Genomic DNA, 23,816 nt, shown 5'->3' on the forward strand with positions numbered 1-23,816 from the left:
TCTACTAGACCTCTAGTTTGCGGGCAGTCGCGTCCCAGCGCTCCCAGGGAAGCGCCCGCGCCGCTCGCCAACGTTTGGTCGCCGGCTCAAAAGCTGCATTCACTTCAAGGCCAAGGCTTTCGAATGTTGGCATGATCTTCTGCAAATAGCGATGGCGCAACTCGGCGGGCGTGGCATCAATGATCCCTTCCCGATACAGTTGCTGCATGCTAGTATCATCGTCGGGACCATACCAGCAAAGTGTCTCATCCCAGAGGCGCTCTAGCGAGCTAGCGAGGGCAGCGCGCACAGCCCCGCCGGCTCTGGCCAGGCGACGCACCCAGCCCTCGCCATGGATCTGATGGATGCGCTCCTCCTGTAAGATCTTGCGCGCACGCTGACGCAACGGCTCATAACTTGAGTCCTGGGCCGCCTCAAAAAACGTAGTAATCGCTGTATCCAGTAAAAAATTAGTAGCCACAAAATCAGACCAGCCCTGGAAATCTCGGTCCAGGAAGGCCAGATGGTAGTGCAGGGTCCGTGTTTCCGGCTCGATCTGCTGCGGGTCAGCCTCGGCCTGTGCAAAATTATCGAGCAACGGATAGAGAGTACGCGCATGACCCAGCTCGTCCTGAGTCATAGCCGCCGCGGCTACCGCAGCCTCCAGCGCTGGCGCGCCATTGCACCAGAAAGCATAGCGCCGACCAATGGCCTGCTTATTATCGGCCAGCGACGAGAGAACGGCAAATAAGGCTGCGTGGTCCGTACGTGTTGTAGCATTTGCCATGTGCTTTTCCTAACTCCTTACGACCCAATCACTGTAACGACGCAATCACGCGGGATAATGACCATCTCGATCCATGAGAACTCGTCATAAATGCTGCGCGCATAGACGCGGGCAAGCTCTACATCGTCGGCCATAACGTTACCAATCTCATGGAGTGGCTCTTCGTATTTGCGGCGTGCATACACCAACCATACGCGGCTCTCGTTAAGCGCTTCGCGCCGGGTCCTCTGGTTCGCCTGCACGCCTTGTTCTATGCCTGTACTCACGCCGATATCCCCCATGTACGCATAATTTCAATGCCATCTTCGCTTAAGCGCTCTTTGGTCCATACGGGGTCCCATACAACCTCGATATCGACCTTCTCCACTCCTGGCTCCTGTAATAAGCGCTGGCGAATATCATCCATAATGAACTCCATGGCCGGACAGCCCATGGCAGTAAAGGTGAGCTTGAGATTGACGCATCCATCATGCTGCGCAATATCGACGATAAGACCCATATCAACAACGCTGATCGGAATCTCCGGGTCCATTACATCGCGCAGCGCGTCCCAGAGTGAGGGACATGATGCGTGTTCGCGCGGGCAGGTCTGCATAGATGGATAGGTCGTAGTCATGCCTCTTGCTCCAACAGGCGCAGCATCTCTTTCTTGCCGCGCTGTATCATCGCCACAAACTCTTCGTTCTTGGGGCCGCGTGCTTTCCAACGCTTGATAACGTCGTCCCAGCTACACGCCCCATCCTCCAGCAGCCAGCGCTTAGCCTGCGCATCAAAATGGGCAGGGAAGGCACAATCCACGACATACTTCTTCTGCGCTTCGTCATAGTGTGCAGGAACGTTGAGCTGCAGCTCCTGGCAGAGCGGAACTGCCGTAGACATCCAGATCTGGCGCAATTCGTCGTTACTGTGGCCCTTAAAGCCGTAATTAAGCTGCTCGCTGTGCTTCTTTAAATCGTCAGGCAGACCAAACCACTCGACGGTGAGCAGGAACATCCAATCTACGGCCTTCTGTAGCTCTTCGTGGCCGCTTCTATCTTTGTTAAGTTTGCGCATCCACTGCTCGCCGTGTCGCAGATGGAAAGTCTCTTCCTTGTCTACTTTCACCAGTGCGCGCTTCCAGGGACCAAAGGTTGTGCTCTGATAGATATCGCCCAGCAGAGTATAGCCGGCTCGATCATAGAAAGCGTTGGCTACCACTAACTCTACCCAGCTATCCAGGGGCACATCAAAGGCATAAGGGTATTTAAACTGACGGGGCTCTCGCTCGAAGATTAATTTTTCTGTGTCTACACCTACGTCTCGTAGCAGACGATAGGCGATGTGCGCATGGCCTAGCTCATCCTGGATGATAGAGACCGCAGAGCCAAAGGCATTGAGGGAGGGAGCATGCACGGCAGCATGATAATAGGCCGGGGAGCTGATGAGCTCGGTATCAGCCGAGACTGTGAGGATACGCTTGATCCCCTCAAGATACACGGGGCTCATGTGCTCAATGGACTCTACTAGCTGCTGCTTTCGTAGTCGACTTACCAGAGCCTCTTCGCTCTGGAGCGCAGATATAGCGGTCATGGACGTTACTCCTTATATTGTGGCAACCATATTTCGCTGTCATATCTCCATATGGATATATTCATTGTATGTTGGAGAGCAGGAAAAAGTCAAGATCTACTTATGGGGCGTCAGTTCACAGAATTGTAACATTTAGAAGCCCGACGCTACATTTTCACGACACTTTTGTGATAGTCCAATGACATCTCTCCCTTATCATTAATCCCAGATCAAGATGAAATATACGCCTGCCCCATAAAGATTTGCTATTAAACAGCCTTAGAGGCGGTTTTTCAGGACGAATAATGTGGCCAGGAGAGATTGAATAACTTTCTTTCCGGCTTCGTCTCTGAGCTTTATCCGCCTGGCGCGAGTAGATAAAAAAGGAACTATACTATGAATATATCTCCACCTGGTAGCGAAAAAAAAGCCCGAATTTATTATTTCGATACCCTCCGCGCATTCCTCATTTTACTCGTCTTAATCATTCATAGCGCCAATATGCTCGTTCCATCTTACAATATGGGAGTGGGCGGAAACAGCCCCTACCTGCAATATTGCATCGACTTCTTACCCCAATGGATCATTGCGCTCTTCTTCCTGTTTGCCGGAGCCGGCACACGCTTCGCCCTGCGCCGCCGAACAGCAGGCCAGTTCATCGGCGAACGCTGCCGACGCCTCCTGATCCCTCTCATCGGCGGTTTTCTACTCATCGCGCCCCTGCAGGCTTATTTTGAAGCCCTGGGACAGCCTGGCCAGCCCACGAATTTCCTAGCCTTCTCGGCCTCATTCCTTACACATATTCCCTTCAGCTGGAATCCCCAATGGATGGGCGCCTACCTGCACCATCTGTGGTTTCTTGCCGATCTATTTCTCATCTCTTTGCTGCTCTTGCCGCTTTGCAGATTTTTCCAAAGCGACTCCGGCAGCAAGCTACTCGATAAGCTGACCAGCTTCTGCGAAGGGCACAAAGGCCTTGCCGCCTTCTGGCTCTTTCTCGTTCCGCTCGCCCTGGTCCAGCTTGGCCTACGTCCAGCCTTTCCCGGCTACCAGAACTGGGCAGACGTCTTCACCTGGCTGCTCTGCTACATCTATGGCTATGTGCTTTTCGCTACGCCACGCTTTGCCCCCTCATTGCCGGGGCTGGCAAAGGAGCGCTGATACTTGGCAGTAGCTGTTTTCTGCTCATCGTCGCCCTCTGGCTCAGCGGAACGCAGGGCCTGTGGACCAGCGCCTCTGATTATGCGCCCGGCAACCTGCTCTTCCTGCTGCTGCATAGCCTCAATCTGGGCTCCTGGCTCCTGGTAGCGCTTGCCGCCGGCAATCGGTATCTCAATTTCAGCAACAAAGCCCTACAATATGGCAGCAGCATCTCGTTCTCGTTCTACTGGCTACACTATCCGCTGATTGTGCTTGCGGCCTGGCTGATCGTACCACTGCAGATTGGTAGCGTGGGCAAATTCCTGCTCATCGGCCTTAGCAGCCTGCTGGTAACTCTGATACTGACAGACCTATTCTTTAAGCGCTTGGAGGGTCTACGGGGCATCTGGGGGCTGGCAGAGGGCAAATTGCGCGCCCGCCTGGCTCGGGGATATGCAGAAAATATCCGCGCAGGCTATGGGCCTGAAGTTGAGGCCATGCAGCCTACGCTCGCGCGTGGAACCCGGAACCTGACCGGCTCGCTCGCCGCCCTCTCGTTTTCCACGGCCCCGGTTACTGGCGCCCTGATAGATTAAGTAACATAGCTCTTGAAAGAAGGTGAAGCAGTTATGACCAGCCAGCTCCTTGAAAGGCAGCCCTCAGCGGCTTTGCCAGAAGAGCCAGCCGCCGGCACGCCCGGCCCCTGGCAGGTCCTCAAAAATCGAAATTTTCTCTTAATCTGGATAGCGCAGTTGCTCTCGCTCATCACGCTCAACGCCGCCAACTTTGGCTTTGTTATGCAGGTTCAGCACACCAGCAGTTCCTTGCTTCTGGTAAGCCTGGCCATTATCGCCTTTCAGTTGCCGGCCTTCCCCTTCGGAGCTATCGCCGGCGTGATAGTTGACTGGCTTGATAAGCGTCTTGTGCTCTGGGTGAGCAATATCCTGCGCATGGCTACTATGCTACTGATGAGCCTCTCGCTGCTCATAGATCACACAAATCTGGGACCGCTTTTCGTCCTGACGTTCCTCACAGCGCTCATCGGCCAGTTCTTCACGCCTGCGGAGGGCGCATCTATCCCCTTCCTGGTTGAGAAGCGAGAATTGATGGCAGCGCTTTCCCTCTTCAATATTACTGTCACTGTCTCGATGGTCATCGGCTTTCTGCTGTTGGGCGGCCTGATTATCCAGCTCTTTCCGCCATTTACCATCCAGCTTAGCCTTTTCACGCTGCACATCGAGCCCACAGATCTCCTCTTCTTGTTCGGCGCTCTGCTCTATGGTATCTGCGCCATCCTGATTCTGTGCATTCCCAGGCGCGCTTTCGGGCAGGCCAGCAGTCAGGCCATAAGCAATAAACAGCTCAGGGAGAGCTCTAAGCAGGCTATATCTCAGTTGAGACATGATATGATCGAGGGCTGGCTGATGGTGCGCACCAATCGGCTCCTCTTCTTCGCAGTCATTCAGTGTACGCTCATTGGCATTGTGATGCTGCTCGTAGGCCTGCTCGCGCCAACTTTCGTCCAGCATATTCTACAGCGGCGGGCCGAGGACGTTTCGCTCATTCTTGCCCCGGCCGGGATTGGCTTAGTGGGCGCGGCCTGTGTCCTGCCTCGCCTCACGCAGCGCATCGACAAGCTTGTTTTGACCACCATTGGCCTGAGCTCCCTGGCTCTGGGCTGCCTCCTGCTGGCTCTTAATCAGTGGTTTGCCCACACCCTCAATCCAGCGCAGGCCACAAGCTGGCTTACCACCTCAACAATGATCCTGGTAGCCGTGCTGGGAGCCGCTATCGCCATGGTCACCATTCCAACCCAGACCCTCATGATCGAATGCGCCCCAGAAGCTGGACGGGCCCGTGTGCTGGCCTTACAATTTATGCTGTATAATCTTGGCTCGATCCCCGTCCTCTTGTTTGCCGCGCTTATCGCTCAGTTTATAGGCTTTGATAGATTCCTAATCCTGCTGGCGGCAAGTATCGCCCTTTTCGGCTTCTGGAGTTATCGGACGATGCGCAGGCAGAGAAGACAAAAGAACCAGGCTCGCGCGCCCCGATCCTGAAAACAGGTAGGCACAGCCAGAGCTCTGGTTCAAAAGTAGCTAGATGCCCATGATTCTATTGATATAGTTGCGTGTCTCGGGAGGGATATAGTTCATCCAGGCCGCACCACCCAGGCGAATGGCATTATCCACGGTTCCGCTGCCAGCATTATAGGCCGCTAGTGCCTTGGCATAATCGTTACCATACTGGTGATAATAGTTAGCCATATAGCGAGCCGCACCATTGAGCGCCGAGACCGGATCATAAGGATTTACGCCCATACCGGCCGCCGTTGATGGCATAAACTGGGCAATACCCACAGCGCCCGAAGGGGAAACTGCATAGGGATTAAAGCCGCTCTCCGCATTGATCTGTCGCACAAAATAATCGGGCGGGATGCCGGCATTAATGGCAGCCTGCCGAGCCAGGGCCACATACTGGCTCTTGGGCAGGTTCATCGGCGGTGGAACCGGCATGTTTCCCGTTGTATCGGCTTGATCCTGGTTCTGGGTCATAGACATAACATGCCCATCGAGATTCCAGGCCAGCTGCTGGGATTGCACCCACTGGATCACGCTCTGGAACAACGGGCTTGAGCCTCGCGCGCTCAACGGAGACATCGTGAGCATCGAGACAAATACGATAATGACAACCGCCCCCATTACGATGCCATGGCGCGTATGCAAGGCCAGCGGCGAAGGCTCATCGGCCAGCTTCCTGGTTACCGGCGCCCCCTTGCGCGCCCCCGGGATGACCACCACGCCACGTTTATTAGCCGCGGCAGGCTGCATCGTGGCTTGTAGGGCTGCGATCAGCGATTGCGTTGTCGCCACATCGTGCACTGGTTCTGTCAGCATTGGATAGCGGCCAGCCAGCCCTCCCGTCAGCGAGCCGGGAGCAGACATCTGCTGTGGCCCAGAATGGAGACCCTCGGTCGTCTTGTTTGTAATGGGTGGCGGAGTAAAGGGAAGACTATCTGAAATACGCTCCTCTGCTATATCAGTAGAACTGTACTGAAATGGCTGAAGAGAGTCGAATTGTTGCATGACCTACCTCATCACAATCTGCGGGCGCATACCCACCTCATCGACGCGGGAAAGACACACCAGCACCCTTGATCACATCATTACTTGTTTTCAAGTCTAGCTAAAGAGGCGGAAACAAGTCAATTTTTTTGGCGAAAAGGGGGTAAAAGTAATATGCAGAGCCAGGCATTTTAACGAACCTATGTTCGCCTGACGCGCCCATGCAGGATTGCAGGCAAAGCGAAATAGCTTTATTTAACGCAAGAAATAGTAGGCAAGTGGGGAAAGAAAAAGCCTGGCAGAAGGAGGATTAACTCCTTCTGCCAGGTCGCCTTGATAGTTAGCTGAGTTGAAGCGCCAAAGTAATTTAATGTGCCAGCACGGCTGCGCTCTCGATCAGCTCGCTAGCAGGCCGTATCGCCCTGGACGAGGCCTTCTTGCTCTTTACGCGACGGGCTGCGCGTACGGGAAGATAAGCTTCCATCGCATGCAGAGCATTGATATAGACCTGCTGCTGTTCGTGGATGACTCCGTTGGGACCCAGTTCCCACCACTCATCAGGCGTAAAGTAAGCCGAAACCTCAGCCTCGGGTCCGCTGCGGCCATACCACTGGATCAGATGGAGATTATCAGATTGCGCCAGCCAGGTGGCCAGATCAAGCAGCTCGGGCTGCTCTGTCAATTTTGCCATGTTATAGACATGGCCCATCAGTTGCAAAATGTTCTGCTGTGCGCTATTGCCCAGGAAGAACTCCATGCCGCCGCTTCCAGCCCAGGTGGTAGGATGGACGGGCAGGGGCAAATGGTAAGCCTGTTCCCTGTGGCGCTCAATCAGCTCGCTGGCCGTATAGGTTGAGACCTTACGCCGCTGCAGCTCAGCCGGCAAAGCGTGCATAAACTCGAAGATCCCACTATCGCGCCTATGATGCTCACCGAAGGTCTCAAAATCCCAGCCAAGCAATAAAAGATCGCCCCAGGTATGCGCAATCCAATCAGCATAGGTATCGGCATACAACGGATAGCCAGACCAACTCTGGTTGGAGAAGCGATAACCAACATCATCGCTCAATTCCAGGTGACGCGTGAGCAAGTAAGGAGCCTCCCGCGCCTCCGGCTCCGCCTGGGTGCGTCCCCGTCCCCGTCTGCCCCGCGTTTTCTCATCGGGAGACAGCACAAAGGGGCGCTCATCACCGTTTCGGTAAAGATGCGTACTTTCGCGCCAACTCATCACCCAGGGCCGGCCATCCATCACCGCCCCGCGGAAACCGGCAGTATCGAGCGCATCGTAGAGAGTCGCCGACATACACATCTCGGTCGTATCTGTCACCACGGGACGCTTGCCAAAGATGTGCTCAAGTTCATCGCACATCTCCCGCATCCGTCCAATAAAGGCCGGCAGATCGAGTAGGAACAGAAAGCTATGATACGGCTCTACGCCTATCAGCTCAACATTTTCCTGTGCCACCAGCTCGCGAAAGAGATTTAGCAGCTCTTCGTCCCAGGACTGGGCCTGGCGCAGAAAGGAAAGCGAGAAACCGATAGAGAGCTTCATGCCCTGCCTCACAAGATCCAGGAACATACGCGTGGCAGGATAATAGCTGTAGCGCGCTACCTTCCTGAAGTAGCGTTCATTCATCTGTTCATCAAAGAGACAGCGTGTAATATCATCTATAGATGCGCCACGCGGAATGGGCTGCGCCGGCAGCTTCAAACGACGCGGTTGATGCACCACTGTATAGATAGCCAGATCCGCAACCATACAACACCAGTCCTCCCAAATTATCCTGCCAGATTTCCTACCACATGGGCAGGTTCGACAGCTTCCTCACTCACAACTTCCTCCTGGCCATCCTTGTTTCCAGCCGGCTCGGTCACAGTTTCGTGTGCCGAGACGAGATTAATATCCTGCTTGCGCGCCAGGAACTCTAGCTTGCCCACAAGATTTTCAATCACGCGGTCCCACAGGAATTGGCGCGCCGTATGATACCCGCCGTAGCGAATGCGCTCCTGCTCTGCCTGGTGGCGGCGCAAGTACAGCAGATAGCCCACAATCTCGTCGGGATCGTCGGTCTCGGTCACAATGGCATTCTCAAAGGAGATGGCATAATCCTCGCCAGTTGAGCCGGTTACCGCGATACCCTGGGCTGCCATGACTTCCAGGGCCACAAGGCCAAAGGGCTCGTGACCGCTATTGGCAAGCGTAGCATCGGCTGCTGCATAAGTGGTGCGCACAAATTCTTCGGGCAGGAAGAAGCGCAGATTATAGACATCCGCTGGCTCGGCCTGCTCTATGGCCTCCATGCATTGATCGAGGGAGGGCGGACGCTGCGCGAGCATGACATCACGAATGGAAAGGCCAAGGCTATAGGCTCGCTGGAAGACCTCTATCCCATGCGGCTCAATGCCGCCACGCACAAAGAGCGTAACCGGGTAGCCAGCATTTTTCAGGCGCGCTACTGCCTCGATAGCCATCAGCCAGCGCTTATCGGGATCGAAGCGCCCGATCTTGAAGAGGAAGAGGCGCTGAGGATTATCACGCCGCACGATAGCACGCAGACGCGCCACGGCCTCTTTATCCACAGGCTCCAGATGCCGGCTGGGAATACCATTGGGAATTACCAGCGGATTGACGCTAAGATCCCACATCTTATGCTTCATGTACTTGCTCACGGTACACAGCGTCGAGACATAGTTGAGGCGGCCCCAGTTGACGCGGTGCAGCGACATCAGGCTGTTGAGATTCCAGAGGAGTAAAACCTTCTGACGTACATTGAACCAGTACAAGAGATCAGAAATACGGCACATCACCTCGGCCGTATGCCAGTCTTCACCCATAATCACAACAGTCTTCCCGGCATCGACGGCGGGTCTGACGATCTCACTATAGATGTGGTGGGGCACGCTCTCGTTGTAGTCATAGAGCTTTTGCTCTTCACCATCATAGACACCATTGGGATAATATTTGCTCACCCACTGTGACCAGCGCTCCAGGATCAAGCGACCATCCACCCGCGTTTCGAGCGCGGGCTTATTGGGATCACCAATAAAGATCAGGTGAGTCGTATACCCCTGGGTTGCCAGCGCCTCGCTCAGCTCAGAGACACGCGTCCCCAGGCCGCCGGCTGTAGAGTAGACATCCGGCCCTTCAAAACAGAGCAAGACAAACAAAGTGTTTTCCGGCGATATTGCTCCATCCAATTTCATCATAACTCAGATATCCTTGTGTCCTCTTTTGATGTGTAGGAGAAAAGAGATCGGCACCCGTGTTCGATCTTCAGCTCGACACAGTGTGCTAGTGTAACACTACACGCGTAGCTTGCGCTTACGTTTATAGTACAGCCGACCGAGCGCTGAAGCTGACAGGCATTGTCCACACCCCTCAACGCGCTTTTACTCTCTTGCATCCTTGCAATGCCTTTTGTGTACTAAGGCTTATGCTCCGCTCGATTCTCAGGTGCTTATGACCTGTCATCTAGAGCCAGTAGAGCACGTTATTCAGTACAAATGTATTTCATTCTCAGTATATCACACAGCCAATGCTCAACCCGAGAAGATGCTAATGGCCCTCACGCTACCCATGAAGCCGGCACGCCTACCAACTACACTCATATTGTAGAGGTAAGCACTATAGCTAAATTCTTGCTTAGAAAATTCTCAGCGGAGCGGCGGCCTCCCTACCGGGTTGATCTCAGTATAACCAGCGGGCAGAAAAGATATCCCTTGATATGGGCCCGACTCACTAACTTTTTTCTACCCCTGGTGACGATCTTTTGCATCCAGTGGCTCACTATTCATGGGGAGAGTGTTGAGCAAAAATACTGCTCCAACAGCGAGTTAGAGCTTGGGAGATCAGGAAGATGTAACAATGCAGGAATGCACAGATGAAACGATTACAGGAAAAAGCGAGATAGCTCTGCCGCGACAAGTGCCGGTCGCCCACCCCTGTTTTTATTGCCTGAACCACCATGATTGAGACCAGCAAATTCAACACGTTTGACGTGTGGTAAGTGTTTTTCAAGGGCATCGAGTGCGGTTTTCAAGTAGGCTGGGCTTCTACTCCCTCCCAACAACAGGACATCGGCCTGAATATCCTTAAAATTTTGCCAGGTATCCTGTGTCTCTCGAACGAGTTGCGCATCATACTGAAAGGTTGGCACAAGAGCAAGCATATCGCCCAACATGAGGCGAGCCATGCCTTTGAGCAGGAAGCCGGGCAGAGTGTGACCAAATTGCTGCGTGCCTCTGGTCGCCACAACTAACGCCGACGCCTCGTCACCTTTCTCTACTTCACGGGTAAATGCTGGCACCCAATCCAACGAGAAGGAGCCATTGATCGAGAGCGGCGGTTCGTAAATCGCGATTTTCTTGATGGTTGGCAAACTGAGAGCAGCCTGCAGGCAGATAATGGCTCCTGAGCTGAGTCCAAAGAGCAAGCGGGTAGCGGTTTTGGTCAGCAGCGCTTCGATATCTTCGACTTCTTTCTTGATGGTATAGCCTTCACCAAAGGAGCCACTCATCCCGCGCCCTCGCCGATCTGAGAGGTACACTGTAAAATGTGAAGAAAGCTCATCGGCCAATTGCTGATGACTTTCAGCCGTTTCGAGACCTCCATGGACGAGCAGAAGTCCTGGCCCACGGCCTACCTGTCGATACCCGATGATCGTGCCATCCTTCGATTTCACCGTGGAAGTCGTAACGATTTCGTTCATGGCGGTTTTCCTTTTTGAATCTCTCTTTTTCGATGTTTGGACGAGGGCCTGTATCATGTGAGGCAAACATGCCAAAGCCGAGGCGTTAGCTTTCCTTCTGTTAGGCTTCTTCGTACTCCTGCGAAGCCGTCGCACGAGAAAAGGCCTCCCACTCAGTCAAACCCTCCAGCGTTCCCGACCTGATCGCTTCAGCGAAGTGGCGCGTCCAGGCGAGCTCCGCCTCGCAAAGCGCAAGCGGGTACTCACTCTCGATCAAATTTAGGCGCGAGATCCCACGCTGCATGGCACTTTGGAGGAAGGAACGTTGCTGCTCAATCTCCATCTCCAGGCGCGTGCAACGCTGTTCAAGAAGTACGGCGGCATCTTCGGGTGGCAGTATCGGAATGAGCGAGAGCCCCGCTTCAAACTGCGTATACTCTTTGACAGGTCTGCTAATGAGCTCACTCAACCAGTCGATGAGTTCGATACGACCAGCCCTGGTCAGACGGTAGACTGTACGCTCAGGGCGACGGCCCTCGCGTACGCTCTCACCTACTCTGATGAGTCCATGGAGCTTTAAAGCCTCAACGACTGTATAGAGCGCGCCGAAGTTTAGCTTGATGCTCTGGTCCTTCCCACGTTCACGTAGCGTTGTAGCTATCTCATACGGATGCATGGGATGTTCCGTGAGGCAGGCAAGGACCGCTAATGCGAGTGGATTTTGAATTTTGCGCTTCGTCGTCATCACTCCTCCATCATGATCTGCATTCCAGAAGGAAAGGAATAATATCTCTGTCAGAATATTCTGCTAAGAATATATAGTAGAGAATATTTGTTGTCAAGTGCCGAGATGTTTGGATCTGTGAGCGAGGATGAAAAGCAAACAGGCTTCTACTCCGGTCCAAAGAGCTCTTAATGTAGGCCTCCTCCCGTTCTTGCAGAAAGCTTAGCAGAGAAAAGCTTATCGCCGTAGTTTTTTCGCGCGCACATCGCCTCCTTTTGCTCTTGCTTTTGGCTGCAAAGTAATATATAGTATGTTATAGTTCTTTTAGTAATGCAAATAGTTTCATAGATTACAAAGGAAGGTCTAAGGCTATGGAGTTTGACAAGGAAGCAAACAGCGCAGGTATAGAACGCCTGATGACTTCGGATGAAGTGGCTGAACTCTTGCATGTAGATCCCGTGACGATTCGCCGCCTGATCAATAAGGGCGATCTGGCCGCCTATCGCATCGGTTCCGACTATCGCATTGCCCCTTCGGATCTCAAAGCCTACCTGCTGCACCAGCGCATGCCAGCCAAAACTGAGGCGACCGCTGGCAGCGTTGAGCCTTTCGGCCAGCTTGTGCAGTGGCTGCGCGCAATGTGGCAGGAGCGTCTGACGGCACCGGCCGAACTGGTCAAGAAGGAGCGTAACCGCTTCGATAGGTTTACCGAGCGTGCGCGCAACGTCCTCTCCTCGGCCTCGGAGGAGGCCAAAGCCCTACACCATAACTATATCGGGACCGAGCATTTGCTACTGGGCCTGCTGCGCGAGGGCGAGGGCATCGGAGCGCAGACGTTGCAGAAGCTTGGCGTCGAAGCTGATAAGGTTCGCGAGGCGGTAATCGCCATCATCGGACGTGGCTCACAGGACATAGGAGACGAGCAGCCGCGCGGCCTTACGCCACGCGCTAAAAAAGTCATCGAGCTGGCTGTAGATGAGGCGCGCCGCCTGGGGCACGATTACCTGGGGACCGAACATCTCCTGCTGGGTTTATTGCGTGAGGGTGAGGGCATCGCGGCCCGCATTCTTGTAGATATGGGAGTGGTACTACCGCGCGTCCGCGAAGAGGCCTTGCGCCTGCTGGAACAGCGCACAGCCTCCTGGCGTGTGAAGCAATATCAGGGTCCACAGAAGCAAGCCTCGACGAATCCCACACTGCAAGAGAGCATGCCCGCAGAGCCTGGCAGCCCTCAAGCGCATAGCGCACCAGTTCAGGACAGCGAGCCTGGCAGTGCCCAGGCCGAAAGCACGCCCGAGCAGACCAGCGAGCCTGCCCCGACTACGCAGCAAGGTGAGCAGACCCTTACTTGCCCACAGTGTGGCGCCAAGAATCCAGGCGCTGCCAGCCATTGTTTAAACTGTAACGCTCCTCTAAGCCAGGAGTAATTTCGCTCCCCACGCCTGAGAGAAGCAAAGGGGAGGCCACGGATAGCTTCTGTGGTCTCCGCTGTCTTAGCTTACCAGCTTGCCGCTACGTTCTTGCCCCCCTTCAGACTGTACAGAAGGATAGGCCACAAACTGGTAACGAATGAGCAGGATCGTCTGCAGCACCAGCAGCACAAAGAGGAGCAGCACATGGGGCGCAAACAAATGCATAAGGATTAAGCCAATCATCACCACCGTGAGAATATTGGCGATATGGCAAAGAACAAAGAGCTGGCTCTGCTTCTCAGTCATCGTCAGACGCGTATAATTGAGGAACGTCAGCAGAATCAAGGCCAGACCGGCGCAGGCAAACCAGAGGCCATCCAGGGTCAGGCCTTTATAGAGGAATGGTGTTAACGATATATGTATGATCCCAATCACTCCAATCACGCTGGCGAGAATAAGCATGACTTTCTTCATCTCAAAGCCTCTCTTTTTAAGACCAGAACATACGCTAGCGTACGTTTTACTGGCAACAAGTGTTCTCACTGATACTTTTTACAAAGGAAAACGCATTAACAGAATGAATGGCTGGCTTGGCGCGATAAAGCGAGCCAGGCCTGTGGGAGAACTGCAAACAATGCTCTAGCATGCCCTACGAGCCTGCCAACAGGTTGAGCACCGATCTGGCGCTCTTGAGGGCCAGCCTATGGCTCTCTTCGCTGTTATCGCGTTGGCTCAAATCGATCCAACCCAGATAGAGCAGATAAAAGACCCGTGCCATCTCCTGGGCCTTTGCCACGGGATAGCCACTTTCCTCTAGCAGGTAGGCAATATAGTGAATGCGCCGCTCTTCGACCTGGGCAACCTCACGCCTCACCGCCGGATCGTGACGGGCCCATTGATGGACCGAGGCCTCCAGGCTCTGATTGCGCGCAAAGCTCTGCTCGATCAAGCGCTCAAGACGCTCAGCCGGATCAGGTTTTTTTTCCAGCTCGGCAATCGTTGCGGCCGTCCCATACTCCGCCCAATAGGCTAGCAGAGCTTGCAGGAAGACCGCGCGATTCTTCCAGTAATGATAGAAGCTGCCCTTGCTGATCTGCAGCATTTTCGCGAGGTTTTCAACCTTCACATGCTCAATGCCAGATTCCGCCAGCACGCGCAAGCCAGCCCTGATCCAATCATCTTTCGTCAGCAACATAAGCCGCGTCTCTTCTAGAACATACGCAACCGTATGTTTTTAGTATACTATAAAACTTTTCCTGGTCCGCCGTCAAGGTTATCTTAAGCTAATCTGTTCAGGCAAGTTTGCAGCCCCTCAGAGATTTTCAGTGCTACTGAGGGCTGCGAACGCGCGCAGAGACTAGCGCTTGCCCCTCCTCAGACAGAGGTGCAGAGCCAGAGCCACCAGGGCTCCCCAAAACGTAGCCAGGAAATTGACTGTATCATTATTCATCCAGGGATAGCCGCGCCGTAGGATAGTCAGCGTACCACAGCTATGTACCTCTCGCTCAGTCTCCTTCTTGCAGATGGGACAATAATAAGTTGCCTGCACCGTAGCCCCTAGCCAGCTATCAAAGAAACCGCCTAGCAGGCCACTCACCAGAGCAATAAAAGGAAGAGAGCGCTGCGCACGATCAGCACGGCCCAGCAACCAGAAGACCAGGCCCAGCGCTGCCGCCCCGGTCGCCGCCGCCGTACTCCCCATTACAGTAACCCCGCCTGACGTCCCGGGCTCCGTCTGCTCGCCAGTAGTAATCAGGCGTGGCGCATGCGTGCTGAGCACTCCCAGCTCGGTGGCCCAGGTATCGGCAGTCGCCGCCGCCAGAGAGCCCACATAGCTGGCCTCTAGCGCCTCGCGCCGCCGCTGCTCAGTCTCTGGCGTCGCGCCATAGGCCAAGGCCAACAGAGTTGCTACGCCGCCATTTGCCGCCACCTGCACAATATCGCGCCGCGAGCCCTTGCTAAACTTATCGGCAGCCAGCTGCTCCTTATCCCTGGCGCGAAAATGCGAAAAGAGACTGGAAGAGACAAAGAAAAAGATGAGCGAGAGCCCCCATTTCCAGCCGCCAAACCCTACAGTCGTCGTCCCTGCAATCATCGCCCCCAACAGCCCGCTGCGGCTCAACGAACGCCGTCGATAGGCGAGAAGACCAACAACACTGCTAAACAGTAACCCCTGTACGAGACGAATTTTCGGCATAAACGTAGTACCTCTAGATATTTAGCGTGTATTTTGTTACAGAACGCTAGTATTATCAGTTCTATCATAGTGAAGGCATGGTAGAGAGGCAAGTACATACGTCTCAGCTAAGAACAACGTACTCCTTGTCAAAACGCCAGTCAGCAATAGCCTCCAGCTCAACATAGAGGTGGGGGTGAAGCGGATCAATATGTTTTAGCAAATGGATGTCAACGACCCTGTTGTCATTCAATCCCAGACTTTCGCAGAGTGCATCCTGCGTGATCTTGAGACCACCATCCAGGTCTCGTTTGAGGGGTGTAGCAAAATAGAAATCCAGAAAGAGCGCCAGGTAGCTTTGCCGAAAATGCTCACGTAGCGCGTCAGTGATCTTGCCCTGGCGCTCAAGCGCTTGCACGCTGGCCCGCACCTGTTGCTTGAAGCGACGAGCAACAAGCGTGCTAACACGGTGCCCATTGACAGTTGCATACTGTTCATTGATGCCCGGAGGAAGTGGAAGCGTTAGACGCAGCAGGTAAGATGCTTGTCGAGGAGGCTCGTGCCAGCCTGTAGACTGCTCACACATGAATATCTCCTGATAGTACTTTTGGACATATAATATCGTGCGTATTGTATCATATCAACATGTCTTATTTTGTGGATTACAAGCGTTGTCAAGCTGGGAAAAGAGTGATACACTGCCATAAAGCAAGGCCTGGCGAAAGTGAGGAGCAATAGTGATTACGTGTAACCAATGTGGGAATCTAGTCCCAGCAGGAGCTGTGCAATGCCAGAAATGTGGCGAACCGCTCTCTAGCAAGGTTGAAAATGAAATGAGCCCGCGAATGGCAGCGCAGGGACAACCGGAGCTACCAGCCTGGCTAGAATCACTACGTGCGGGTGAACGACCGGCCGCACCCATGACTACGCCGGCTGACTTTTCCGCTGCCGGTCTGGTAGAAGAGGGAGCTTTACCAATCTGGATGCGCTCCGAGCGTAGAGAGTATAGCGATCATGGTATTTCGGCGCCGCAGCCGGCGCTTCGCTCCTCCGCTTTCCCCGGCCCTCGTACAGATGAAGAAAAAGTGCAATCTCAGGGCCTGAGCGCCAAATCATTAATAGATGAAAAATCTCTCCCTTCATGGATGCGGGAGAAGCAGCAGAAAGATACGCCGCAGGAAAGTATTAATGCTGCTAGCCTTATTGATCCCGAGGCTATGCCCGATTGGATGAGGGGCATGCAGTCCACCCCTGCCGCGCAAAAATCGCCTCAGCCTGCTCCGGCGCCCGCGCCAGCGGCGCAACAGGAGGCTATGCCCGACTGGATGAAAAATATCCAGACGCCGCCTCAGTCTCCAAAGCCAGAGCCAGCGGCGCCAGCGCAACAGGAGGCTATGCCCGACTGGATGAAAAATATCCAGGGGCCAGCTCAACCACAGAAAGCAGCGCAGGCCGCATCGGCACAACAGGAGGCCATGCCCGACTGGATGAAGGGCATGCAGCCCGCTCCCACGGTGCCAAAATCGCCTCAGCCTGCTCCGGCGGCGCAACAGGAGGCTATGCCGGATTGGATGAAGGGCATGCAACCTTCGGCTCAGGCGCAGAAAGCCGAGCAATCACCTGCCATGGAACAATCGGCAAACTCGTCACAAGGGCTAACTGCCCGTGACCTACTTGATGAGAAATCATTACCTACCTGGATGTCCCAGCAAGGCGGGCAAACTGGCGGATCAGCGGGCCAGAATACAACCGAAGGATCTGTTGGTCAGTCCTTAGCTGCCTCTTCCCTTCTGGATGTAAACGCCTTGCCACCTTGGCTACGCGAGAATAAACAAGAACCTAAAGGGAACGCCATGCCAGCTGCGCAGGCGCCCGCGCCACCACCCGCGCACTTCGAACAAGCTAAACAGGCCCAGGCCGTACCAGTAGCCGCTCCACGCAGCGCCTCTCCCGCGCATGCAGCCATAAATGGTGGGGGGGTCTCTGCAGCTTCTTTTATTGATATGAATGCGTTGCCTGATTGGCTACGTAGCGGGACCGGGCAGCCGCAAAGCCAGGGGGGAGCAGTTCAACAGCAGCCGGCCGAGATCCAAAAGCCGGTCTACAATCTCCCTGTGCCACCGCGTGTAGAAAATGTGCGCGTTCCGAGCCGTCCGCGTGGCGAGGTAAGCCCCAACGAAGGGAATGAAGCAGCGGCAAATGTCTTTGCCTCTATGTTAGGTGTTGCTTCGTCGGCACCTCACTTTCCAGAAGCGCCGCAGCATTCTTATGCTCCCATGCCACCGCAGAGCGAGCAAATGCCACCGCCGCCACCGCAGCAAATGGCCGGAAGGGTCCCGCCGGCAGGGCCATTAGCGGGTTCAGGGCCAATGCCAGGACCAGGAGCAGCCCCAGGCTATAACCCTGGAGGATATAATAGTAATTATCAAGCAGGTGGACAGGGTAACTATATGGCGAACATGCCACCTACCGCCGTCCCGCCATCACCCTCGAACGCATCTGCCATGCCACCAGTTCCCGGTGCTGGAACCGCGGGCTATCCCGGTGAGCAAAGGGCAAATGGGAAACCTGCTAAACGCGGATTGTTCGAGGCCATCCGCGATTTATTCCGCTAGTAGCAGAGGAGATAGACCCGGAGATGTATACACAACCCTATACAGAAGGAGGGCAGGCCCCCGGCCAGAATCATGCACCTGCGGCCGTAAATTCGTTGCTGGTTGCAGATTGCGGAGCCGTTTTTACGAAGGTTTCGCTGTTTGGTCTTGTTGAGGGCCAATATCGTTTGATGGCGCGTGGGGAAGCGCCAACTACCGTAGCCCCCCCTCATGAGGATATTACTGTTGGTATTATCCAGGCGATTAATGTGATTGAGTTTATTACAGGTCGTCATTTTGTTTCAGATGGGCGTATCATCTCCCCTGAGCAGTCAGATGGCAACGGGGCTGATGTTTTCATTGCTACCATGAGTGCCGGTGGCCCTCTACGTTGCGTCGCTCTGGGAGCCGTTAGCGCTACACTAGAGGAACTGGCATCGCAAGCTATCTCCGGGCTATATGCTGAAATGGAGGCCCTGCCGGCGCCTTCGTTCTCGGCCGCGAGCGCAAATATGCCGGCAGAAGTTGGCGCATCGGCAGGCTATGCCTCGCCGGGTGGAGCAAAGGGTCCCTGGGGACAAGAACGTATCGCCATGGAATGGGAACGTCACCTGGCCCGCCTGCGCGAGCTTCAGCCGCAGGCAGCTTTGATCGTTGGCCTGGCCGATGGTCCTGCCGGCCCCAATCCTTTGCAAGAAGCCTGCCAGCTCTTAATCAATGCTTCCCGCCAGCGCACCGAGCAGCACGGCGCCAACGCCTCCGCCGGTGTACCTCCCCAGGATATCGCCACAGATCAGATCTCCGTTCTCTACGCCGGGGCCGCCCAGTACATTGAAGCCGTCAAGCGCATGTTGCAGGGCGTCGCTGAGGTTACCTATGTTGACACGCTAACAAGTCAGGCCCAGGTTGGCTCATTAAGCATAGCCCTTGGCGCTTTACACGAACAGGAAGTTATTCGCCATCTTCCCGGCTATGAGCGCCTTCAGTCATGGTCAAGGACCGCGCCCGTCGCCACGGCAACTTCGCTGAGCAGCCTTGTGCGCTTCCTGGCTCAGCATTATCGCATGAACGTCACAGCGATAGATGTTGGCGGCTCAACAACCTCTGTCATGCTAGCTGGCGAGAACGGCGAGTTTATCCCCTTAGTCCAGCCAGCTCTTGGCATCGGCCCCAACATCGGTAGCATTCTCCATCAGGCTGGCTTCCAGCGTATCGTACGCTGGCTCCCCTTTAGCGTCACCGAGGAAGAGGTGCGCCAGTTTGTCCTTAACCGCATGCTCCACCCCCACGTCATCCCGGTTAACGCGCGTGAGCTCCAGCTGAGCCAGGCCTTTGCGCGTGAAGCTATCGCCCTCACGCTTGAGGAGGCTAAGAAGAAGCATGTAGAATGGCCAGAAAGCGATCTTATCCTCGCAACCGGGGGCATTCTTTCGCACGCGCCCAGGTATGGCCAGGTGGCTATGATGCTACTGGATGCACTACAGCCACGCGGAGTTACTTCGATTGTTCTTGATCGCACCATGCTCATAGGGCAGCTTGGTGCTATGGCTACGGTCGCCCCAATTACTGCGGTACAGGTAAATGAAAACGACGCTGTTACGCATAGACTCGGCACTTGTGTTATACCGTTTGGAGGCTTACAGCACGGTCAACATGCTGTGCGGGTGGGGTTAGAATATAGTAATGGAAGACAGGTAACTATTGACGTAAAGGCTGGCTCCGTCGAGGTCATTCCATTGGGCCTTAACGAGCAAGCCCTACTTACCCTGTTCCCCGCTCCAACTGTTGATGTCGGGCTGGGACCCGGCGAAAGGGCGCGGGCAGCCGAAGAGATCGACGGCGGGCTGGTAGGGTTGATTATTGACGCCAGGGGACGACCGCTTATGCTTCCCAGCGAGGAAGCTGAGCGCCATTCCAGTTTACGTCAATGGGCACAAGCTCTAGGAGCGTAAAGGGAGGCTTCGGCCATGACCTATCCACTTGGTTGGTCTCTCCTTACTCAGACTGTGGTGAGGAGGGAGCGTTGGCCCGGTGGAAATACAGCAAAAGCTATTCCACTGGTTCATCCTGGTCAGGAAGTCTCTCCTGATCAGCCGGTGCTCCGTTTAGAACATGCTGGGAGCATTTCGTCTATGCAGACGTTACCCCATCTCTCGCTGTCGGCGGCACCGGATAAAACAGGGCAGGGAAGCAGTAATAATGGAACAGGCGGGACTGAAACGATTCTGGCCGGCCTGTATGGTCGCGTTGTTGATATTACGCACCGCGGTGGCGTGATTATCGAGAGCCGGGCCTCCCTGCTTCAGGGAACGATAGGCGTAGGCAACCAGGTGGCTGGCGTTCTTACTATGTGGCACGCCACTAGCTCTGGCCAGCTCCCGCGCTCGATTCCTCCGGGGGCTATTCTTGTCATTCCGGGGCCGCTCAATTTCGCTCTTCTGCACATGGCTATGAACAGCGGCATTGCCGGCGTGATCGCCAGCAGTATCTCAACGCGCGATCTTGAAGGGTTCCTCCATACGGATCTTATCCGCTTGATCGATTGCAGCCATATCGAGCAGGCGCTGATTCCATTGCCACATCTGACGCTCTGCCTGACCGAGGGATTGGGCACGGTGGCAATGCCGACGCGCATCATGAACTTATTGAGCCAGCATGAAGGCTCTATGGTTCTGCTCTCCGGCACAACCTCTGTGCGCGAAGGGATCTTTCCTGAGCTGATCATTTCCCTTCCCAGTCAGGAGAATCAGCAGTCGTTCCAGCCAATTCAGCCCGATCCTACGCCGGTTCTCGGGGCTCAGGTGCGCATTTGCGGAGGAGAGAGAGAAGGGACTATAGGCATTATCGATTACCTCTTCACTTATGAGCAGGTTTTCTCTTCAGGTATTCGCGCCCGTGCCGCGCGCCTGCGCATGGAAGATGGTTCGGCCCTCATTGTACCTATTACAGTTGTAGAGCGCATTGGTTAAAGTGCGGCAAGCAGCAGAGTGCAATTAACTCCCACTTACGTTACTCTGCTTGCTTGCTAACGGGTGATTTATCCACATATATAAAAAGTTATCCACAGATTCTGGCCTTTTATGTGGATAACTTTTTATATTTGATTGCCTCTATGCTATAAACGTACGCGTTCTATCGGGTAGCTTGCAGCTTCAACAAGGAAGCATACCCCGATCATGCGCTTATTCCGGCCGAGATATGCTTCCTGTTGCCTGTCAGCTCATGGTCATCAGGGCAGAAGCAGAGAACGGCCCTGCATATCCTTCGGCTGAGCAATGCCCATAACGCGTAGCACGGTCGGAGCTACGTCGGCGAGAATGCCATCGGTGCGCAGGTGGGCTTGAGCCAGTTCTGGCACCACCAGGTAGAGCGGCACAGGATTGGTAGTATGGGCCGTGTAGGGCTTGCCAGTATCGTACTCGATAAGCTGCTCAGCATTGCCGTGATCGGCAGTAATCAGCAGGCCGCCGCCCACCGAGAGGGTTGCATCAACCACACGCCCCACGCCCTTATCCACAGCCTCCACGGCTTTGATCGTCGCATCGATGTCGCCAGTATGGCCCACCATATCCGCGTTGGCATAGTTCATAATCACAAGATCATAATCGCCGCTACGAATATGCTCGACTGCCGTATCTGTGATGCCGGCCGCGCTCATCTCTGGCTGCAGATCATAGGTGGGAACCTTTGGCGAGGGGACAAGGACGCGATCCTCGCCCCTAAAAGGTGTCTCACGGCGCCCATTGATAAAGTAGGTCACGTGGGCATATTTCTCGGTCTCGGCCGTGTGGAACTGACGCATGCCCTGCTCCGAGATAACGCGCGCCAGCGGCATCTCGACCTCATCGGCGCGGTAGGCTACCTCGGCATCCAGCCCAGACTCGTACTCGGTCATCATCACATAGGCAAGATCCTTCAGGCGTGGCCCGCGCTCGAACTTGCCCTCGGCCTGCGGCGGTAGCTCCTGCATCACAAAGGCTTTGGTAAGTTGGCGCGCACGATCGGGGCGGAAGTTGCAGTGTATGACGGCATCGCCAGCCTTTACCACAGCTACCGGATGATTATCCTCCATGATAACCGTAGGCAAGATAAACTCGTCGGTGACATTTTTATCGTAGGATTGCTGGATGGCCTCCAGGGCAGAACTAGCGCGCTGCCCCTCGGCCCGCGTCATAGCAAAATAGGTAAGGCCCGTGCGATCCCAGCGATTATCGCGGTCCATCGCATAGTAACGGCCGCTCACCGTCGCCACTCTAGCTGCATGCTCGCCACCGATCTCGCGAGCGCGCGCCTCCAGGCGGCGCATAAACTCAAGTCCGCCGGTAGGTGAGGCATCGCGCCCATCCGTGAACGAGTGAATATAGACACGCTCCACGCCATGCATCTGAGCGAGACGTAAGAGCGCCTCCAGGTGGGATTCATGGGCGTGTACGCCACCGTTGCCTAATAATCCACAAATATGTAGTTGAGATTGGTGCTTTTTGACATGCTCAATGGCCTTGAGAAAGGCGGGGTTCTGAAAAAAGCTGCCATCGCGGATGGCTTCACTGACGCGGGTATAATCTTGCAATACGCGCTTACCGGCGCCAATGTTCTGGTGCCCTACCTCAGAATTGCCCATCTGGCCCTCGGGTAAACCAACTGCTAAGCCAGAAGTCCTTACCGCCGTATGCGGCCAATCGTGCGCCAACTGATCGATATTGGGAGTCCGGGCCAAAGCTATCGCGTTGCCCTCCTGGCGTGGATTAATCCCCCAACCATCCATAATAATCAGCACAAAAGGGCGTGGTCGCCCTGAATCTGTTACGCTCATTTTCTCTAAAACTCCATAAGACATAATAAAAGGTGCCTGGCGTTTCCATTGTAGCATGCAGACCAAATGAAGGCGAGTAGCTCTTCAGTACAGCTGCGCCGTTTATGGCACCTGCGACCCGGGCTGATTACATGTTGCTCTCGGGTCATGCAATTTTTGCTCCCCGCTATTGTCTATATCATAGGAGTCTAGCGCAACATGTACAATAGTTTGGGAAAGTTGTTGCGCGCTGCGTGCCGGGTATTATATGGTTGGTGATAGATTAGCCGACGCTCCCGCCCAGGCCTTATGCGCTTAGCCGCCGTGAATACTTATTTCTTTCTGGCGCGCATATTGCCAGATTTCGCCAGGGCTTTTGAGCCCTCTGGCTCGCGCTTCCTGTACCCATTCACTCATCTCATATTTATTCTGGAACAGACGATTGCCACAAAAAATATTGCACCTGGCAAACGGTTCAGGTGTCGTTTGCATGAGCTGCACGCGAGTTGCAATATGATAGATGTGTTTGGTATGCCACCAGGGAGCTGTTAGCCTGTAGCGCGCTTCACGGGTCCACGCTGGACAAGCGACGCTATAACGGTCACAGAGAAACTCAACTGAGGCGGCGCAAAAAGCTGCCCATTTACGAGTATGCTCTGTCTCCTCTACAGGCTGCATAAGTGGTTCGCATACAAGCTGCTCTCGTATATCTTTTGCATAACCATACCAGGCACTCCTAAAGTTTCCTAGCGCTATCCATGGTTCCTCGCCGGCGCAAATCTGCTGATATGCACGCACGATTGTTTGAAGCTTGTCGTGTGGCCTTGTCATCTTACCAGATCTTACTTTCTGATTTAAAAAATTAGTTCAGTTGCTTTATCTCCTTAGCTATTCTACCAGGGCGTGCCAGT

23 protein-coding genes are annotated in these 23,816 nt (G+C 54.6%); 7 read left to right on the forward strand and 16 right to left on the reverse strand.

The window, feature by feature from the left end; translation table 11 throughout:
- Window positions 1-4: 4 nt before the first annotated feature.
- From EPA93_RS28635 to EPA93_RS28650, 4 genes are read right to left on the reverse strand one after another with little or no spacing between them, the layout of a single operon-like run.
- Entirely contained in the window at window positions 5-766 is a 762-nt protein-coding gene (locus EPA93_RS28635; RefSeq protein ID WP_129890797.1) for a Phenylacetic acid catabolic protein, read from the reverse strand.
- Between the two features lie 17 nt (window positions 767-783).
- Entirely contained in the window at window positions 784-1,032 is a 249-nt protein-coding gene (locus EPA93_RS28640) for a hypothetical protein (RefSeq protein ID WP_129890798.1), read from the reverse strand.
- Entirely contained in the window at window positions 1,029-1,382 is a 354-nt protein-coding gene (locus tag EPA93_RS28645; RefSeq protein ID WP_129890799.1) for a metal-sulfur cluster assembly factor, read from the reverse strand. The genes EPA93_RS28640 and EPA93_RS28645 overlap by 4 nt, the downstream gene beginning before the upstream one ends.
- Window positions 1,379-2,335 (reverse strand): Phenylacetic acid catabolic protein, encoded by a 957-nt coding sequence (locus EPA93_RS28650; RefSeq protein ID WP_129890800.1) that lies wholly within the window; start codon window positions 2,333-2,335, stop codon window positions 1,379-1,381. The genes EPA93_RS28645 and EPA93_RS28650 overlap by 4 nt, the downstream gene beginning before the upstream one ends.
- A 375-nt stretch (window positions 2,336-2,710) precedes the next feature.
- Here EPA93_RS28650 and EPA93_RS28655 point away from each other — a divergent pair, with 375 nt between their 5' ends.
- A complete protein-coding gene (locus EPA93_RS28655; protein ID WP_129890801.1) occupies window positions 2,711-3,475 on the forward strand; it encodes an acyltransferase family protein in 765 nt (254 codons plus the stop codon).
- Here the strand turns inward: EPA93_RS28655 and EPA93_RS28660 are convergent.
- The gene (locus EPA93_RS28660; RefSeq protein ID WP_129890802.1) at window positions 3,412-3,591 is read right to left on the reverse strand and encodes a hypothetical protein; all 180 of its coding nucleotides are present in this window, start codon (window positions 3,589-3,591) and stop codon (window positions 3,412-3,414) included. The genes EPA93_RS28655 and EPA93_RS28660 overlap by 64 nt on opposite strands.
- 174 nt (window positions 3,592-3,765) lie before the next feature.
- Here EPA93_RS28660 and EPA93_RS28665 point away from each other — a divergent pair, with 174 nt between their 5' ends.
- Together EPA93_RS28665 and EPA93_RS28670 are read left to right on the forward strand one after the other, a co-directional pair.
- On the forward strand, window positions 3,766-4,050 hold the full coding sequence (locus EPA93_RS28665; RefSeq protein WP_129890803.1) for a hypothetical protein: 285 nt from the start codon (window positions 3,766-3,768) through the stop codon (window positions 4,048-4,050).
- Between the two features lie 33 nt (window positions 4,051-4,083).
- Window positions 4,084-5,514, forward strand: coding sequence for an MFS transporter (locus tag EPA93_RS28670; protein WP_129890804.1), 1,431 nt, complete (start codon window positions 4,084-4,086; stop codon window positions 5,512-5,514).
- A gap of 39 nt (window positions 5,515-5,553) precedes the next feature.
- Here EPA93_RS28670 and EPA93_RS28675 read toward each other — a convergent pair whose 3' ends face one another.
- From EPA93_RS28675 to EPA93_RS28695, 5 genes are all read right to left on the reverse strand, one after another.
- The gene (locus EPA93_RS28675) at window positions 5,554-6,540 is read right to left on the reverse strand and encodes a lytic transglycosylase domain-containing protein (protein ID WP_207229229.1); all 987 of its coding nucleotides are present in this window, start codon (window positions 6,538-6,540) and stop codon (window positions 5,554-5,556) included.
- A gap of 346 nt (window positions 6,541-6,886) precedes the next feature.
- Window positions 6,887-8,278: a polysaccharide deacetylase family protein gene (locus tag EPA93_RS28680; protein WP_129890805.1), complete on the reverse strand. Its 1,392-nt coding sequence runs from the start codon at window positions 8,276-8,278 to the stop codon at window positions 6,887-6,889.
- A gap of 20 nt (window positions 8,279-8,298) precedes the next feature.
- Window positions 8,299-9,726, reverse strand: a complete 1,428-nt coding sequence (locus EPA93_RS28685; RefSeq protein ID WP_129890806.1) for a glycosyltransferase family 4 protein — start codon at window positions 9,724-9,726, stop codon at window positions 8,299-8,301.
- A 683-nt stretch (window positions 9,727-10,409) separates the two neighbouring features.
- Window positions 10,410-11,228 carry an alpha/beta fold hydrolase gene (locus EPA93_RS28690; protein ID WP_165423458.1) on the reverse strand — a complete coding sequence of 273 codons (819 nt, stop codon included), beginning with the start codon at window positions 11,226-11,228 and terminating at the stop codon, window positions 10,410-10,412.
- A gap of 100 nt (window positions 11,229-11,328) precedes the next feature.
- On the reverse strand, window positions 11,329-11,952 hold the full coding sequence (locus EPA93_RS28695; protein ID WP_129890808.1) for a PadR family transcriptional regulator: 624 nt from the start codon (window positions 11,950-11,952) through the stop codon (window positions 11,329-11,331).
- Window positions 11,953-12,302: 350 nt separating this feature from the next.
- Here EPA93_RS28695 and EPA93_RS50495 point away from each other — a divergent pair, with 350 nt between their 5' ends.
- Window positions 12,303-13,358, forward strand: a complete 1,056-nt coding sequence (locus tag EPA93_RS50495; protein ID WP_129890809.1) for a Clp protease N-terminal domain-containing protein — start codon at window positions 12,303-12,305, stop codon at window positions 13,356-13,358.
- A gap of 66 nt (window positions 13,359-13,424) precedes the next feature.
- Here the strand turns inward: EPA93_RS50495 and EPA93_RS28705 are convergent, their stop codons facing one another.
- The 4 genes from EPA93_RS28705 to EPA93_RS28720 all read right to left on the reverse strand — a co-directional run bounded on the left by EPA93_RS28705 (window position 13,425) and on the right by EPA93_RS28720 (window position 16,105).
- Window positions 13,425-13,817 (reverse strand): hypothetical protein, encoded by a 393-nt coding sequence (locus EPA93_RS28705; protein WP_129890810.1) that lies wholly within the window; start codon window positions 13,815-13,817, stop codon window positions 13,425-13,427.
- Between the two features lie 175 nt (window positions 13,818-13,992).
- Window positions 13,993-14,538 carry a TetR/AcrR family transcriptional regulator gene (locus EPA93_RS28710; RefSeq protein WP_129890811.1) on the reverse strand — a complete coding sequence of 182 codons (546 nt, stop codon included), beginning with the start codon at window positions 14,536-14,538 and terminating at the stop codon, window positions 13,993-13,995.
- 162 nt (window positions 14,539-14,700) lie between these two features.
- Window positions 14,701-15,540, reverse strand: a complete 840-nt coding sequence (locus EPA93_RS28715; protein ID WP_129890812.1) for a DUF92 domain-containing protein — start codon at window positions 15,538-15,540, stop codon at window positions 14,701-14,703.
- A 103-nt stretch (window positions 15,541-15,643) separates the two neighbouring features.
- A complete protein-coding gene (locus EPA93_RS28720; protein WP_129890813.1) occupies window positions 15,644-16,105 on the reverse strand; it encodes a RusA family crossover junction endodeoxyribonuclease in 462 nt (153 codons plus the stop codon).
- A 247-nt stretch (window positions 16,106-16,352) separates the two neighbouring features.
- Here EPA93_RS28720 and EPA93_RS28725 point away from each other — a divergent pair, with 247 nt between their 5' ends.
- The 3 genes from EPA93_RS28725 to EPA93_RS28735 are packed head-to-tail and all read left to right on the forward strand — an operon-like array spanning window position 16,353 to window position 21,082.
- The gene (locus EPA93_RS28725; RefSeq protein WP_207229230.1) at window positions 16,353-18,134 is read left to right on the forward strand and encodes a hypothetical protein; all 1,782 of its coding nucleotides are present in this window, start codon (window positions 16,353-16,355) and stop codon (window positions 18,132-18,134) included.
- Window positions 18,135-18,157: 23 nt separating this feature from the next.
- Window positions 18,158-20,065 (forward strand): glutamate mutase L, encoded by a 1,908-nt coding sequence (locus EPA93_RS28730; protein WP_129890815.1) that lies wholly within the window; start codon window positions 18,158-18,160, stop codon window positions 20,063-20,065.
- Window positions 20,066-20,080: 15 nt separating this feature from the next.
- Window positions 20,081-21,082 (forward strand): hypothetical protein, encoded by a 1,002-nt coding sequence (locus tag EPA93_RS28735; protein WP_129890816.1) that lies wholly within the window; start codon window positions 20,081-20,083, stop codon window positions 21,080-21,082.
- A gap of 260 nt (window positions 21,083-21,342) precedes the next feature.
- On the opposite strand, the gene gpmI is transcribed toward EPA93_RS28735, so the two are convergent.
- Both gpmI and EPA93_RS28745 read right to left on the reverse strand, forming a co-directional pair.
- Complete coding sequence (gpmI, locus tag EPA93_RS28740) at window positions 21,343-22,926, reverse strand: 2,3-bisphosphoglycerate-independent phosphoglycerate mutase (RefSeq protein WP_129890817.1); 1,584 nt, start codon at window positions 22,924-22,926, stop codon at window positions 21,343-21,345.
- A gap of 294 nt (window positions 22,927-23,220) precedes the next feature.
- A complete protein-coding gene (locus tag EPA93_RS28745; RefSeq protein WP_129890818.1) occupies window positions 23,221-23,736 on the reverse strand; it encodes a hypothetical protein in 516 nt (171 codons plus the stop codon).
- Between the last annotated feature and the right edge of the window lie 80 nt (window positions 23,737-23,816).

The organism is Ktedonosporobacter rubrisoli (genome assembly GCF_004208415.1).
GTDB lineage: Bacteria > Chloroflexota > Ktedonobacteria > Ktedonobacterales > Ktedonobacteraceae > Ktedonosporobacter > Ktedonosporobacter rubrisoli.